This window comes from Streptomyces sp. NBC_00597 (assembly GCF_041431095.1).
Lineage (GTDB): Bacteria > Actinomycetota > Actinomycetes > Streptomycetales > Streptomycetaceae > Streptomyces.
Window position 1 is genome coordinate 4,414,494 of sequence record NZ_CP107757.1, and the last position, 14,769, is coordinate 4,429,262.

General features: G+C 72.1%; 15 protein-coding genes. 8 read left to right on the forward strand and 7 right to left on the reverse strand.

Features of this window, described 5'->3' with window-relative positions; genetic code table 11:
• Nucleotides 1–12: 12 nt before the first annotated feature.
• Nucleotides 13–249, reverse strand: a complete 237-nt coding sequence (locus OG974_RS19715) for a DUF3263 domain-containing protein (protein ID WP_054225735.1) — start codon at nucleotides 247–249, stop codon at nucleotides 13–15.
• Nucleotides 250–332: 83 nt separating this feature from the next.
• Complete coding sequence (locus tag OG974_RS19720; RefSeq protein ID WP_327284018.1) at nucleotides 333–1,634, reverse strand: extracellular solute-binding protein; 1,302 nt, start codon at nucleotides 1,632–1,634, stop codon at nucleotides 333–335.
• Between the two features lie 198 nt (nucleotides 1,635–1,832).
• Between OG974_RS19720 and OG974_RS19725 the strand changes: the two genes are divergently transcribed.
• From OG974_RS19725 to OG974_RS19735, 3 genes are all read left to right on the forward strand, one after another.
• Nucleotides 1,833–2,765, forward strand: coding sequence for an ROK family protein (locus OG974_RS19725; protein ID WP_327285694.1), 933 nt, complete (start codon nucleotides 1,833–1,835; stop codon nucleotides 2,763–2,765).
• On the forward strand, nucleotides 2,765–3,916 hold the full coding sequence (nagA, locus tag OG974_RS19730; RefSeq protein WP_328763098.1) for an N-acetylglucosamine-6-phosphate deacetylase: 1,152 nt from the start codon (nucleotides 2,765–2,767) through the stop codon (nucleotides 3,914–3,916). Before OG974_RS19725 ends, nagA begins: the two co-directional genes overlap by 1 nt.
• A gap of 94 nt (nucleotides 3,917–4,010) precedes the next feature.
• Nucleotides 4,011–4,928 (forward strand): 1-phosphofructokinase family hexose kinase, encoded by a 918-nt coding sequence (locus OG974_RS19735; protein WP_327284020.1) that lies wholly within the window; start codon nucleotides 4,011–4,013, stop codon nucleotides 4,926–4,928.
• Between the two features lie 22 nt (nucleotides 4,929–4,950).
• Here OG974_RS19735 and OG974_RS19740 read toward each other — a convergent pair whose 3' ends face one another.
• Together OG974_RS19740 and cdgB are read right to left on the reverse strand one after the other, a co-directional pair.
• Entirely contained in the window at nucleotides 4,951–5,952 is a 1,002-nt protein-coding gene (locus OG974_RS19740) for a CBM35 domain-containing protein (RefSeq protein WP_371643920.1), read from the reverse strand.
• 68 nt (nucleotides 5,953–6,020) lie between these two features.
• Entirely contained in the window at nucleotides 6,021–7,739 is a 1,719-nt protein-coding gene (cdgB, locus tag OG974_RS19745) for a diguanylate cyclase CdgB (RefSeq protein WP_327284022.1), read from the reverse strand.
• Nucleotides 7,740–8,052: 313 nt separating this feature from the next.
• Here cdgB and OG974_RS19750 point away from each other — a divergent pair, with 313 nt between their 5' ends.
• Nucleotides 8,053–8,622 (forward strand): flavin reductase family protein, encoded by a 570-nt coding sequence (locus OG974_RS19750; RefSeq protein ID WP_327284023.1) that lies wholly within the window; start codon nucleotides 8,053–8,055, stop codon nucleotides 8,620–8,622.
• Nucleotides 8,623–8,731: 109 nt separating this feature from the next.
• Here the strand turns inward: OG974_RS19750 and arfB are convergent, their stop codons facing one another.
• Nucleotides 8,732–9,157, reverse strand: coding sequence for an alternative ribosome rescue aminoacyl-tRNA hydrolase ArfB (gene arfB / locus OG974_RS19755; protein ID WP_327284024.1), 426 nt, complete (start codon nucleotides 9,155–9,157; stop codon nucleotides 8,732–8,734).
• A gap of 168 nt (nucleotides 9,158–9,325) precedes the next feature.
• Here arfB and OG974_RS19760 point away from each other — a divergent pair, with 168 nt between their 5' ends.
• The gene (locus OG974_RS19760; protein ID WP_327284025.1) at nucleotides 9,326–9,901 is read left to right on the forward strand and encodes a TerD family protein; all 576 of its coding nucleotides are present in this window, start codon (nucleotides 9,326–9,328) and stop codon (nucleotides 9,899–9,901) included.
• Nucleotides 9,902–9,990: 89 nt separating this feature from the next.
• Nucleotides 9,991–10,506, forward strand: a complete 516-nt coding sequence (locus tag OG974_RS19765; RefSeq protein WP_327284026.1) for a GNAT family N-acetyltransferase — start codon at nucleotides 9,991–9,993, stop codon at nucleotides 10,504–10,506.
• Between the two features lie 6 nt (nucleotides 10,507–10,512).
• On the opposite strand, the gene OG974_RS19770 is transcribed toward OG974_RS19765, so the two are convergent.
• Together OG974_RS19770 and OG974_RS19775 are read right to left on the reverse strand one after the other, a co-directional pair.
• Nucleotides 10,513–11,922 (reverse strand): M1 family metallopeptidase, encoded by a 1,410-nt coding sequence (locus OG974_RS19770; RefSeq protein ID WP_371643923.1) that lies wholly within the window; start codon nucleotides 11,920–11,922, stop codon nucleotides 10,513–10,515.
• Nucleotides 11,923–12,019: 97 nt separating this feature from the next.
• On the reverse strand, nucleotides 12,020–12,577 hold the full coding sequence (locus OG974_RS19775; RefSeq protein WP_327284028.1) for a heme-binding protein: 558 nt from the start codon (nucleotides 12,575–12,577) through the stop codon (nucleotides 12,020–12,022).
• Between the two features lie 131 nt (nucleotides 12,578–12,708).
• Between OG974_RS19775 and OG974_RS19780 the strand changes: the two genes are divergently transcribed.
• Nucleotides 12,709–14,046, forward strand: a complete 1,338-nt coding sequence (locus OG974_RS19780; protein ID WP_371643925.1) for a sensor histidine kinase — start codon at nucleotides 12,709–12,711, stop codon at nucleotides 14,044–14,046.
• Entirely contained in the window at nucleotides 14,043–14,666 is a 624-nt protein-coding gene (locus OG974_RS19785) for a response regulator transcription factor (protein ID WP_327284029.1), read from the forward strand. Before OG974_RS19780 ends, OG974_RS19785 begins: the two co-directional genes overlap by 4 nt.
• Nucleotides 14,667–14,769: the final 103 nt, after the last annotated feature.

Sequence of the window (14,769 nt, forward strand, 5' to 3'; positions counted from 1 at the left end):
CGGGTCCGGGCGTCAGCGCCGGGCCCGCTGTGCTTCGCGGATGCGGCGCAGCCGGTTGACGGTTCCGGGCGCGTGGGCCAGGGCCCGCGGGTCGTCCATCAGGACGTTGAGCAGCTGGTAGTAGCGGACCGGGGTCATCCCCAGCCCTTCCCGTATCGCCCGCTCCTTGGCCCCGGGCCCGGGCCAGGTGCGTCCCTCGTACGCGAGGACCGCGGCCTCGGTGGCCGTCAGCCCCTCGTCGTCCGTCATACCGCCAGATTAACGGCGCCCTCCGACAGCCGGCCGGGTCGGGCTCCCGCCGGCTGCCGGCGGGAGCCCGACGCCGGCGCCGCTCAGTGGGCGTCGGCCTTGCGGGCGGACTCGGCGATGTTCTCCAGGACCTTCGCGGGCTGGCCGCCCGGCTGCACGCTCTTGCCGATGTTCTGCTTGACGTCCTCGCTCACCCCGGCCCAGGACTTCTTGCCGACCGGGTAGAGGCGGGCGTTCGGCAGCGCCTGCAGGAAGGTCTTCAGCTGCGGGGCCGCACCACCCGTACTGGAGTCCATGGCCCGGTAGCCGCTCGTCGTGACCGGCAGCAGGTCGTACTTGTTGGTGAAGGCCGTCACGTTCTTCGCCTGGTACAGGTAGTCGAGGAACTTCCCGGACTCCTTGCGGTGGCCGTTCTTGAAGGCCATCACCCAGTCCGCGACGCCCATCGTCGGGTGATCGGTCCCGTCGGCGGTCGGCATGGCCACCATGCCGTACTTCACGCCCTTCTGCGCCGCCTGCTTCACCAGCGTGGGGTGGCCGTTGAGCATGCCGACCTCACCGCGCGTGAAGGCGTCGAAGGCGGCCTGCCGGTCCGTCTTGGACGGCTCCGTGGGACCGGTCAGCCCCTGGCCGACCATCTTGTCGCGCAGGAATTCGAAGGTCTTGACGTTCTCCGGGGAGTCGATCGCGTACGCCTCTTCGTTGTCGGTGTAGCCGCCACCGCCCGCGAGCATCCACATCATCGATTCGGCCTGTGCCTCCTCGCGGCCGAGCGGCAGTGCGAAGGGGGTCGCCACGCCCGCCGTCTTGAGCTTCTTCGCGGCGGCCTCCAGGTCGGCCCAGCTCTTCGGCTGCCAGCCGCCCTTGGCGTCCTTGGCGATGACCCCGGCGTCCGTGAGCAGCTTCTCGTTGTAGAAGAGCAGGCGGGTGCTGGCCACGAACGGCATGCCGTACTGGACCCGCTTGACCTTGCCGGCGTCGGCGAGCGGCGCGAGGAAGTCGGCTTCGGTGGTGACGGAGAGCAGTTCGTCCGCCGTGTAGAGCTTGCCGGCGGCCGCGTAGTCGGCGTAGGCGCCGATCTGCGCGATGTCGGGGGCCTTGCCGGCCTTGACCATGGCGGCGACCTTGGCGTCGACCTCGGACCAGGAGTAGACGCTGACCTCGACCTTGACGCCGGGGTGGTCCTGCTCGAAGCCGGAGGCCAGGTTCTTCCAGTAGCCCTCCGAGGAGTTCTGCGGATTGTCCCCGTAGTCGGCCGCCACGACCCGCAGGGTCACCTCGTTGTCCCCGGTGAGACTCCCCACGGCTCCGCAGCCCGTCAGTGCCGTGGCGGTCAGGCTCAGCGCGGCTCCGGTCGCGGCCAGGCTCAGGTAACGGCCCTTCACAGTTCTCGATCCACCCCTTGTTGTACGTACGATCCACGTAAGGTCTACACCACTTTGGCTGCTCGTCCACATCCGGAGACGCACCGTGTCCGGCCATGGCCGGACCGTGGTTCCGGATTTGTATGGCAGCTCAACAATCCACTCCAATGGACTAGACCTTTCCCCGCCGAGCACGCGAGACTGTCACCTGTGAAACCCGTGAAACACGTCATCGCCCTCGATGTGGGCGGCACCGGGATGAAGGCCGCCCTCATCGCCGACGACGGACGCCTGCTGCACGAAGCGCGCCGCGCCACCGGCCGCGACCGGGGCCCCGACGCCGTCGTCGAGACGATCCTGGAGTTCGCCGCCGAGCTGTACGAACTCGGCCGCGAACGCTTCGGCGCGCCCGCCTCCGCGGCCGGCGTCGCCGTCCCGGGCATCGTCGACGCCGGGAACGGGATCGCCGTCTACGCGGCCAACCTGGGCTGGCGCGACGTCCCGATGCGCGCCCTGCTCAGCGGACGCCTGGACGGCATCCCGGTGGCCCTGGGCCACGACGTGCGCACGGGCGGACTCGCCGAAGGGCGCATCGGCGCCGGCCGCGGCGCCGACCGCTTCCTGTTCGTGCCCCTCGGCACCGGCATCGCCGGAGCCATCGGCATCGCCGGCCGCATCGAGGCCGGCGCCCACGGCTACGCGGGCGAGATCGGTCACATCGTGGTCCGCCCCGGCGGCCCCGCCTGCGGCTGCGGCCAGTACGGCTGCCTGGAGACCCTCGCCTCCGCGTCCGCCGTCAGCCGCGCCTGGGCGAGCGCCTCCGGCGACCCCGACGCGGACGCCGCGGACTGCGCCAAGGCCGTCGGGTCCGGCGACGAGCGCGCCCTGCGGGTGTGGCTCGCCGCGGTCGGCGCCCTCGCCGACGGCCTGGTCACCGCGATCACCCTGCTGGACCCGCGCACGCTGATCATCGGTGGCGGGCTCGCGGAGGCGGGGGAAACCTTGTTCGCACCACTACGGAAGGCCGTCGAGGAGCGCGTGACGTTCCAGCGGCTGCCCGACATCGTTCCGGCGGCCCTCGGGGACACCGCCGGATGCCTGGGCGCAGGGCTGCTCGCCTGGGACCTACTCGCCACGGAGGTACCTGCCTGATGTCCGGAAGCGCACACAGCACCGTTCTCTCCGGCGCCAGGGTGGTACTGCCCACCGGGACCGTGGCGGGCGGCCGCGTCATCGTCGACGGCGACCGCATCGCCGGCAGCGCCGGCGAGGGCGCGAAGACCGTCGACCTGTCCGGGCACTGGCTCGTCCCCGGCTTCGTGGACATGCACAACCACGGCGGAGGCGGCGCCTCCTTCACCTCCGGCACCGCCGAGGAGGTCCTCAAGGGCGTACGGACCCACCGCGAGCACGGCACCACCACCCTCGTCGCCTCCACCGTCACCGGCGACCTCGACGAACTGGCCCGCCGGGCCGGCCTGCTCGCCGAACTGACCCAGCAGGGCGAGATCGCGGGCATCCACTTCGAGGGGCCGTTCATCAACGCCTGCCGCAAGGGCGCGCACAAGGAGGACCTGCTGCGCGACCCCGACCCGGCCGAGGTCCGCAAGCTGATCGACGCCGCGCACGGCGCCGCCCGCATGTTCACCCTCGCGACCGAACTCCCGGGCGGCCTGGACTCCGTACGGCTGCTGGCCGAGCACGGGGTCATCGCCGCGATCGGCCACACCGACTCCACCTACGACCAGACCCGCCAGGCCATCGACGCGGGCGCGACCGTGGCCACCCACCTGTACAACGCGATGCCCGCCATGGAGCACCGCGCCCCGGGCCCGATCGCCGCGCTGCTGGAGGACGAGCGGGTCACCGTCGAGCTGATCAACGACGGCACCCACCTGCACCCGGCGATGCTGGAACTGGCCTTCCACCACGCGGGAGCGCACCGCGTCGCGCTGATCACCGACGCGATGGACGCGGCGGGCTTCGGCGACGGGACCTACCATCTCGGCCCGCTGGAGGTCGAGGTCAAGGAAGGTGTGGCCCGCCTGGTCGAGGGCGGCTCCATCGCCGGCTCGACGCTGACCCTGGACACCGCCTTCAGGCGGTCGGTGACCCTGGACGAGCTGCCCGTCGAGTCGGTGGTCCAGGCGATCTCCGCCAACCCCGCCAAGCTGCTCGGCCTGTACGACGAGGTCGGCTCGCTGGAGCCCGGAAAGTACGCCGACCTGGTCGTCCTGGACGCCGAGTTCGAGCTCAAGGGCGTCATGCGGCGCGGCGAATGGATCGTGAATCCGCTGGTCTGAGCGGGTACGGGAGGCAAGCGGGCGGCTCGCTGGACTGGGCCGCCCGCACTCCTGTTTGGCATGATCCCGGCACACACCGAGACCGGGACCTGCCATGATCCTCACCGTGACGCTCAACACCGCACTCGACGTCACCCACCACGTACCGAAGCTGATTCCGCACGCCTCGCACCGGGTCACCACCGTGACCGAGCGGGCCGGCGGCAAGGGCCTCAACGTCGCCCGCGTACTGTCCGCCCTCGGCCACGAGGTCACCGCGACCGGCTTCGCGGGCGGCCGCACCGGCGCCGCCGTACGCGAACTGCTCGCCGAATCCCCGCGGGTGACGGACGCCCTGGTGCCCTGCGCGGGCACCACCCGGCGCACCCTGGCCGTCGTCGACGAGGCCTCGGGCGACACCACCCAGTTCAACGAGCCCGGCCCGCCCATCGGTTCCGCGGAATGGACCGCCTTCCTCGACCGCTACGAGGCGCTGCTGACCGGCGCCCGCGCGGTCGCCCTCTGCGGCAGCCTCCCGCCCGGCGTGCCCGTCGGCGCGTACGCCACCCTCGTACGGTCGGCCCGCGCGGCCGGCGTACCCGTACTCCTGGACACCAGCGGGGAGGCCCTGCGCCGCGGGGTCGCCGCCCGCCCCGAAATGATCAAGCCGAACGCCGCCGAGTTGGCCGAGCTGACCGGCTCCCGCGAGCCGCTCCAGGCCACCCGCGACGCCCGCCGCCGCGGCGCGCACGCCGTGGTGACCTCGCTGGGCCCGGGCGGGCTGCTGGCGGCCACCGCCCAGGGCACCTGGCAGGCGGCCCCACCGCGCGCCCTGACGGGCAACCCGACCGGAGCCGGGGACTCCGCCGTGGCGGGGCTGTTGTCGGCCCTCACGGAGGGCCTGGACTGGCCGGACCGGCTGACCCGCGCGGTCGCCCTGTCCGCGGCCACGGTGCACGCCCCGGTGGCGGGAGAGTTCGACCCCCGCACCTACGAACAGGTACGGGGGTCGGTGACGTTGACCGCGCGTTAGGCGCGGGCGGTCCGGGGCCGGATCAGCCCTTCTCAAGCCAGAGCTGGTCGAGGGCGACCTCGCACTGGTTCCCGGCCTCGCACGAAATCTTGATCGTGTTCGTGCCCTGCTTGAGCGTCACGAGCGACCAGGTGTTGGTCCAGCCCTTGTCCCACTCGCCCGGCTTGGCCTGGCTGAAGTTCTTCATGTTGATCGGCCGGGACTGCGCCTCGCCGTTGATGGTCAGCGTGGTGCTGGCGTCCTTGCCCGGCACCCCGTAGACCATCTTCAGCTTGTACTGGCCCGCCTTGGCCACGTCCACGGTCCAAGTCGCCGCCGCACCGGCGGCGTTCAGACCGCCCACGTACTGGCCGCCGGCACTCTTCGCACCCGGCACCGTGCCTTCCAGGTGCGCGCCGCCGGTCAGGGACATGCCCGCCCCCGAGGCGTCCGCCTTGGGCAGCTCGACGTCCGCGGACGCCGAGGCGCTCGGCTGCGCGGACTGCGGGTTCTGCGGCTGCGCGGACTGCTGCCCGCTCGCCGTACCGTCCTTGCCCTTTTCCTTGTCCTTGTCGCCGCCGCCGAAGGCCAGGGCCGCACCGATGCCGATCACGACCGCGGCGACCACCGCGACCGCCGCGATCAGCATGCCCTTGCGGCTGGAACCGCTGCTTCCGCCGTGACCGCCCGGCGCGGGGATCGTCGTGGTGGTCTGCCCCTGCTGCGGCGGAACCCCGTAGCCGCCCGCCTGGAGCGCTTCCGGGGCCTGGTACTGGGCCTGGTAGGCCGGCGACTGCGGCTGCGCCGGAACCTGGCCGCGCTGGCCGCCGTACGTCCGCTCACCGACCGTGCGCACCTGGTTGTACGAGGTACGGGGGACACCGGGCTGCCCACCGACCGTCGGGCCGGGGTAGCCGTATCCACCGCCTTGCGTGGGCGGGGTGGCTCCGGCGGCCTGGCCGTCCGCGTAGAGATAGCCGAACGGGTCGTCGTCCTCGGGCTGGTTCGCCCCACTGTTCGGGCCGTGGTTCGCGGGCGTCGTCATCGCAGGTCACTCCTTTCGACCCACGGGAGCCTACCCCGAACACGTGCACCCACGGGCGGCCGATCGCCTCAGCCCGCCCGGCGGTGCGCCTTGGAACGGGACCTTTTCTCGATGTACATCCGCTGGTCGGCGGAGCGCAGCACCTCGTCCGCCGACATGCCGCAGCTCGCCCATCCGATGCCGAAACTCGCGCCCACGCGGACCGCGCGGCCGTCCACCCGGATCGGCGGGATGATCGCGTTGCGCAGCCGGACGGCCAGGTCGGCGGCGTCGGCCGCGCCCAGTCCGTCCGCGAGGACGACGAATTCGTCACCACCCAGCCGAGCGACGGTGTCACCGTCCCTGACGCCCGTCGTCAACCGCCGGGCCACCTCGATCAGGACCGCGTCACCCGTGTGGTGCCCGAACCTGTCGTTGATCGATTTGAACCCGTCGAGGTCGCAGAAGAGCACCGCGAGCCCCTTCGTCCCGTCGTCGATGTCCGTCGCGGGCGCCACCGTGTGCACGTGGTGGTCGTACGGGCCCGCGCCGGCGCCGGGCGTCCCCGCAGCGCCGGGCACCCCCGGGGCACCGGGGAACTCGAAGGGCTCCGGGAAGGCGTCGGGCTGAAAGCCGTGCTCACCGGCACCACCGCCCGCCCCCGACCCTCCGGTGCCGTGCCCCTCGTAGGCCGCGTCGAGCGCCTCGACGGCGGTGGCGCGCACCGACTGCGGCCTGCGGCACAGCCGCGCACCGAGCCGGGAGCGCAGTTCGGCGCTGTTGGGCAGGCCGGTCAGCGAGTCGTGGCTGGCCCGGTGGGCGAGCTGGAGCTCGTGGCGCTTGCGTTCCTCGATGTCCTCGACGTGCGTGAGCAGGAAGCGCGGCCCGTCGGCGGCGTCCGCGACGACGGAGTTGCGCAGCGAGACCCACACGTACGTGCCGTCGCGCCGCCCCAGCCGCAGCTCGGCCCGGCCGCCCTCGGCGGAGGTCCGCAGCAGGGTCCCGATGTCCTCGGGGTGGACCAGGTCGGAGAAGGAGTAGCGGCGCAGTACGGAGGCCGGCCGGCCCAGCAGCCGGCACAGCGCGTCGTTGGTCCGCAGCAGCCGCCCGTGCTGGTCCCCGCCCATCTCGGCGATCGCCATACCGCTGGGCGCGTACTCGAAGGCCTGCCGGAACGACTCTTCGCTCGCGCGCAGCGCCTGCTGTTCACGCTCCAGCCGGACCAGGGCCCGCTGCATGTTCGCGCGAAGCCGTGCGTTGCTGATCGCAATCGCCGCCTGGAAGGCGTACATCTGGAGCGCTTCGCGGCCCCACGCGCCGGGCCGGCGCCCGTTGCGCGGTCTGTCCACCGAAATGACACCCAGAAGTTCCCCGCCGGACGCATACATGGGGGCGTAGAGCCGGTCCTCGGGGTGCCACTCGTCCTCGAAGCGCGGATCGGGGCCGTCGGTGTGCCACTGGGGCACGTCGTCCTCCAGCAGGACCCAGCCCTCGGTGTGCGGGATGAAGCGGAGCCCGTCCCAGCTCTCACCCATCGTCAGACGGCGCTCCCAGGAGGCGCGGGAGCCGACGCGGCCGGTGATGAGGGCCTCTGCTGCGGGGTCGCCGGCGAACGCGGCGACGACGAGATCCCCGTCAGGGCGTACGAGGTTGACACAGGCGAGTTCGTAGCCGAGGCCCACGACGATGCCGTCCACGACGGTCTGCAGGGTGTCCGCCAGGCTCCTGGCCGTGTTGAGCTCGGCCACCACCTGGTGAAGCTGCCGCAGGGTCGCAAGACGGACGTACGGCTCCGACTCGGTCTCCATTGCTCGCTCTCCCCGAGACCTCGACAGCAACTCCAGGTTTGTCATCGGCGTTTCGTTGCGGTGTCCCGTCCACTAAATCACAGTGAGCTGTGCGCCAGGTACACAGGGTCAACAAATCTTGCCCTCTGTGACTTAAGTCACATGAGATGAATAAAGGTAAGCGATGCGGGCCCGGGCGGCTGGGAGCGCTCCCCCGCATTCCCGGAAGCGAACGATACGCCCGGGTGCGGGGTGGCCTAGGTCAACGGGCCGGGACACGGCTCGGACTCGGGCCCGATGTGCGGCGCGGGAGGGCGAGACTAGCGTTCCGAACGTGCCGAAAACGACCCCCGTACCCCTGACGATCCCCTCCACCCTTCATCCTGAGGGCGTGAGCAACGACGAGTTCCGGGCCGCGATGTCCCGACTGACGGCGGGCGTGTGCCTGATCACCGCACGCGAGAACCCGCTGACGCCGGACGGTCCGGACGGCGAGGACGTCGGCATGACGGCCACGGCCTTCATGTCCGTGTCACTGGACCCGCCGCTGGTCCTGGTGAGCCTGCGCGAGGGCTCCCGGATGGACGACCTGCTGGCCGAGCAGCCCCTGTGGGCGGTCTCGGTCCTCGCCGACCACCAGGTGCAGGCCGCGAGCCGCTTCTCGATGAAGAACCGCATCAGCGACCGGCTGCTCTTCGCGGACCTCCCCCACGTCCGCGGCGAGGTCTCCGGGGCCCCGCTGCTGACGGGCGCCCTGGCCACCCTCGAATGCCGCACGGAGAACCGCGTCGAGGCCGGCGACCACACCCTGGTCATCGGCCGCGTCCTCGGCTCGGCCCTGCCGTCCCCCGACTCCCCGCCACTGACCTACTTCCGCGGCCGCTACCGCCACCTGGCGGGCTGAGTGAGAGCCGGGAGCCCGATCGGCTGCGGATCCGGCTGCGGATCGGGTTCTGGACCCGGCTGCGGCCGCGGCTCCCGACCCCGGTCCGATGCGGCGGGGCGGGGCGGGGCTACCAGTCCCGGCCGGTGCGGCCGCGCTTGGTCTCGGCCCTGGCCTTCTTCTCGCGCAGCCGGCGCTCGTTGATCCCCCGGGGGATCTTCGTTGCCCGGCGCGCCTTGGGCGGCGGCGCGGTGGCCTCCGCGAGCACGGACGCCATCCGGACCAGCGCCATCTCCCGGTTGCGGAACTGCGACCGGTGCTCGGAGGCCCGTACGGTCAGCACCCCGTCCACCAGCCGGCCCGCGAGCCGCTCCAGCGCCCGCTCCTTCCACACCGCCGGCAGCGCGTTCGTCGCCGACACGTCGAACAGCAGCTCCACCCGCGAGTCGGACGTGTTCACGTGCTGCCCGCCCGGCCCGGAGGACCGCGAAAATCGCCAGGCGAGCTCCGCCTCGGGGAGCACGACCGAACCGCGAATGACATAGGGACCAGGCATGCCCCCATGATCCCGCCCCGCGCGATGCCCGTCACGCGTATTTCCGAGCGGCCTGCACGACGAAACGCGGACAGTGGAACCTGCCGGCCCCCTCCCTGCGTTATGAAGGGCAGGGGTACCTTGGCCACGATCTCGCGGCCAAACGAAGAGGAAGGGACACCAGTCAAAATGGCAGTAAGCCTGTCCAAGGGCGGCAACGTCTCGCTCACGAAGGAGGCCCCGGGCCTCAGCGCCATCACGGTCGGCCTCGGCTGGGACGTCCGTACGACGACCGGTGTCGACTTCGACCTGGACGCCTCCGCCATCGCGGTCAACGCCATGGGCAAGGTCGTCTCCGACGGTCACTTCGTCTTCTTCAACAACAAGTCCACCCCGGACCAGAGCATCGTCCACACCGGCGACAACCGCACCGGTGAGGGCTCTGGCGACGACGAGTCCATCAACGTCAACCTCTCCGCCCTCGCGGCCGACGTGGACAAGATCGTCTTCCCGGTCTCCATCTACGACGCCGACGCCCGCAGCCAGAACTTCGGCCAGGTCCGCAACGCGTACATCCGCGTCGTGAACCAGGCCGGCGGCGCCGAGATCGCCCGCTACGACCTCTCCGAGGACGCGGCCACCGAGACCGCCATGGTCTTCGGCGAGCTCTACCGCAACGGCGCCGAGTGGAAGTTCCGCGCGGTCGGCCAGGGTTACGCCTCCGGCCTGACCGGCATCGCCCAGGACTTCGGCGTCAACGTCTGAGCCCGAGCCCGAGCTCGACCGGCGGACACCGCCGCAGCCGAAGCCCCCTCCCGGCCGTCCGGGGAGGGGGCTTCGCTACGGTTCGACAGGTGATCCTCCAACCGCTCGTCCCCGTGGACGGCGCCCTGCCCGGCCCGGTCCTCACCGAGATCGCGGCGGTCTACGCCACCAACCGCGCCTTCTTCGAGCTCAGCGGCGATTTCCCCGACCCGGCCCGCATCACCGTCGAACAGGTCGCCTCCGCCCTCGCCGACGAACTCGCCCACGACGGCGCCGAGGTGCTCCTCGCCCGCTCCGCCGGCCGCCTCGTCGGCCTGGCCGCAACCCTCGCCCACCACCCCGACCCGACCTCCGGCGACCCGGACCCGTGGATCGGCCTGCTCGTCATCGACGCCACCGCGCACCGCGAAGGGTACGGGCGCACCGTCGCGACCCTCGTCGAAGACCGCTTCCGCGCCGCGGGCCGCACCGGCGTACGGCTCGCCGTACTCGACGCCAACGCCGCCGGCACGGCCTTCTGGCAGTCCCGGGGCTACACCGCCCTGCGCCGCGCCAAGGACCGCGAGCGCGGCCGCGACTGCACGGTGCTCCGCAAGGCCCTGTAGCGGCGCCTACTCGGGCCGGCCCTCCCCGTACAGCCAGACGTCCCAGACCTTATTAAGGTCGTGCCCCGTCGTCCGCTCCGCGTACGCGGTGAAATCGGCCGTACTCGCGTTCCCGTACCGGTGGTCGACGGCCCAGCCGCGCAGCAGGGCGAAGAACTTCTCGTCGCCCACCTCCTGGCGGATCCGCTGGAGGACCATCGCGCCCCGGTAGTACACCGGCGCCTTGGAGATGTCCTTGGCGGTGGGCGGATCGGCGGGCGGGAAGGCGTCCCAGTCGGAGTTGGCGTCCTTGTCCACGGCGGTGTCACCCGTGCGGAAGGCGTCGAAGTACTGCTGCGCTGTGGTCCCGCCGTGGTCCTCGGACCACAGCCACTCGGCGTAGGTCGCGAAGCCCTCGTTGAGCCACATGTCCTTCCAGGTCTTCGGCGACACGGAGTCGCCGAACCACTGGTGGGCCGTCTCGTGCAGGACCAGCTTCTCGTCGGGCGCGCCGGGGAAGACGGGTTTGGTCTGCGTCTCCAGCGCGTACCCGAGGGAGTCGGGCGGCAGCACGATCGCCCCCGCGGTGCCGAAGGGGTACGGGCCGAACCTGTGGCTGCCCCACTCCACGATCTCCGGCAGCCTCGCCAGCGCCGGGGCGCTCGCGGCGGCCTCCGAGGGCGTGACGGCCTCGTAGAGCGCGACTCCGGAGGGGGTCCGCCCGGTCGTCACCTTGAACTTGCCGATCGCGGCGGTGGCCAGGTAGCTCGCCATCGGCTCCGGGCTGTGCCACAAGAACTCGGTCTGCCCGCCGGGAGTGTCGGTGCGCGAACGCAACTCGCCGTTCGAGACCGCCTCGTAGCCCTTGGGAACCGTCAGGGTGATGTCGTACGTGGCCTTGTCGCTGGGGTGGTGGTTCCCGGGGAACCAGGCCATCGACCCGATCGGCTCGCCGACCCCGACGGCCCCGTCCGCGGTGGTGATCCAACCCTCCTCGGCGCCGTCCGCATCGATGAGGGGCTTCGGCTTCCCGTGGTAGTCGATCTCCGTCCGGAACAGCTCGCCCTTCTTGAGGTCCTCGGCCGGACGCACCGTCAGCTCCCGCCCGGTGCGGTTGAACCGGGCACCCTTGCCCTGCACGGTGACGCCCTCGACGTCCAGGCCGGCGAGGTCGAGGTTGAAGGCACTGAGCCCCTGCTGCGCGCGGGCGGTGATGACGGCGGTGGCGTTCAACTCCTTGCCGGCCGGGTCGTAATCGAGGTCCAGGTCGTAGTGCTCGACCTGGTAGCCGCCGTTGCCGGCCTTGGGGAAGTACGGGTCGCGCAGCCCGGACGCACCCGGCCGCCCCTGCACCGTGCCGGCCGTACACGCCGTGGTGAGGGCGAGCAGGGCGGCGGCGGCAGGGACGGCGAGGCGGGAGAGCGTGCGGTGTTCCACGCGTCCGATCCTATGTGGGCCCCATGTGGTACTTCGGGCCGATTCCCGTGAAGGGTGGCCGGATTGGACGGGGCACGCCGGGGACTGCTCGGACGGACTACTTGTCGAGCGCGTCGACGCCGGCCTTGGCGAACTTCTCGTCCAGGTCACCGCTGGGGGCGCCGGCCACGCCGATGCCGGCGACCGGGGCGCCCTTGGCCTGCACCGGGGTGCCGCCGCCGAGGAAGAGGGTGCCGGGGATGTCCTTCAGGTTCGGCGCCTGGGCGAGGCGGCCCGCGAGCACCGAGGTCGGGGCGTTCCAGGACACGGCGGTGTAGGCCTTGCGCTGCGCCGACTCGTAGGACTGCGGGCCCGCGCCGTCGCCGCGCAGGGTGACGATGGTGTTGCCGTTGCGGTCCACGACCGCGACCGTCACCTTCTGGTTCTCCTTCTGCGCGGCCTCCAGCGCGGCCTGGGCGGCGCGGGTGGCGGCGTCGACGGTGAGGTGGGTCGTGGTGGTGAAGTTCTTCTCGTTCGCCCCGCCGTCCTTCTTCGCGACGGCGACGGCCGGGGCGCCCCCGCTCTGCGCGGCGCTGGCGCTGACCGCGCCGAAGGTCCCGGCGCCGAGCGCAACGGCGAGGGCGGTACCGGTGAGGATGCGGGTGCGGGTGTTCATGTCTGCTGCTCCTGAGTGCGTCGGCTCGTTCTGCTACTCCAAGCCTGGGGTGGCACCCGGCGCCGACCGGTCCCCGTACCGGCTCGCGACGGCTGCCGCACCGGATGACCCGAGGGTCAACCGATCGGTCGATGCGGACCGGGTGCGGGTACGGATTGGCTGGTCAGCGCCATCGCGCACGACCGGGCACGATGGAGGAGCCAGCCACCGACCCGGGAGCCGCCGTGACCCACGAACCACCCCCGGCCCCGGCCCCGGGCCCCCCGACCGTCCCAGGGACCACGGGCCCGCCCGGTGCGCCCGGTGCGCCCGGTGCGCCCGGGAAGGCGGATACGCGCGCCCTCGCGGCCGTCATGCACACGGCGTTCTTCCTGCTCCTCGGCGCCTCCGTGGCCCGCTTCCTGCTGCGCCACCCCGGCTCGCCCAGCACCCCGTGGATCATCGCCCTCAGCATCACCCTGGCCCTGCTGTACGTCCTCGGCCCCGCGCTCGGCGCCGCGCCCACCCTGCGCCGGCTGCTCTGGCTCGGGCTGGTGGTCGCCACCTGGGTGGTCCTGGTCGTCCTCGCGCCCAGCTTCGCCTGGTGCGCCGTCCCCCTCTTCTACACCGCCCTGCGCACCCTTCCGCCCCGCGCGGCGATCGTCCTCGTGGCCCTGCTGACGATGTTCGTCGTGGCGGCCCAGCTCAAGCTCTCCCACGAGTTCGACCCGAACCTCCTGCTGGCCCCGCCCGCGGTCGCCGCCCTCGCCACCGCCGTCTTCGTCCACATGGAGCGCCAGGCCCGCTCCCAGCGCGCGCTGATCGACGACCTGATCCGCACCCGCCGCGAGCTGGCCGCCACCGAACGCCGCGAGGGCACCCTCGCCGAGCGGCAGCGGCTGTCTATGGAGATCCACGACACGCTCGCCCAGCACTTGTCCAGCCAACAGATGCTGCTCCAGGCCGCGGACCGCACCTGGGACAGCGACCCGACCACCGCCCGCGCGCACGTCCGTACCGCCACCGGCATCGCGGCGCGCGGCCTCGCCGAGGCCCGCCGGCTCGTCCACGACCTGGCCCCACCGGAACTCGAAGGCGGCGCCGGCCTCGCGCAGGCACTGCGCGCGCTCGACGCCGGACCCGACATCGAGGTCCGCTTCCACCTGGAGGGCGCCCCGGCCCCGCTCCCGGACCGCGTCCAGTCCGCGCTGCTGCGCATCGCGCAGGGGGCGCTGGCCAACGTCCGCGAGCACGCCCACGCCCGTACCGCCGCCCTGACCCTCAGTTTCCTGGGGGACCAGGTGGTCCTCGACATCGCCGACGACGGCGAGGGCTTCACCGAGCCGCGCGGCGCGACCGGGGAACGCGGGCACGGACTCCCGGCGATGCGCGCCCGTGTCCGCCAGCTCGGCGGCACCCTGACCCTCGAATCCACCCCCGGCGAGGGCACGGTCCTCTCGGCGGCCATCCCCTTGGAGCCCACCGGATGACGACGACGATCCTGCTCTGCGACGACCACGCCGTGGTCCGCGCCGGCCTGCTGGCACTGCTGGGCAGCGCACCGGACATCGAGGTCCTGGGCGAGGCGGGCAGCGGCGAGGAGGCGGTGGCCCTGGCCGCGAAGCTGCACCCGGACGTGGTGCTGATGGACCTCCAGCTGGGCGAGGGCATCGACGGCGTCGAGGCCACCCGCCGCATCACGGCGGTGACCGACCCCCCGCACGTACTCGTCCTCACGACGTACGACACGGACGCGGACGTCACCCGGGCCATCGCGGCGGGCGCCACGGGCTACCTGCTGAAGGCGGAGCGCCCGGAGGAGCTGTTCTCCGCGATCCACTCGGCGGCGGCGGGCCGCACCACGCTCTCCGCGCCGGTGGCGAGCCGTGTGATGGCCCACATGCGGGGCTCGCGCCCGACGCTGACGGACCGCGAGCTGGACATCCTGGGCCAGCTGGCGCGGGGGCTGGGCAACCGGGACATCGCACGGGCCCTGTTCATCAGCGAGGCCACGGTCAAGACCCACCTGGGCCGCATCTACGACAAGCTCGGCGTGGAGACCCGCGCGGGAGCGGTCTCCGTGGCGAAGGAGCAGCGCCTCCTGCCCTGACGGCGGCGGGATCCGGTCAGTGAGCGGGGGGTGTTCGGACAACCGCGCCGAAATTCTTGTCGCAGACCTGCCAAAAGCGGGGCCTGCCCTGTCACGCTCACTC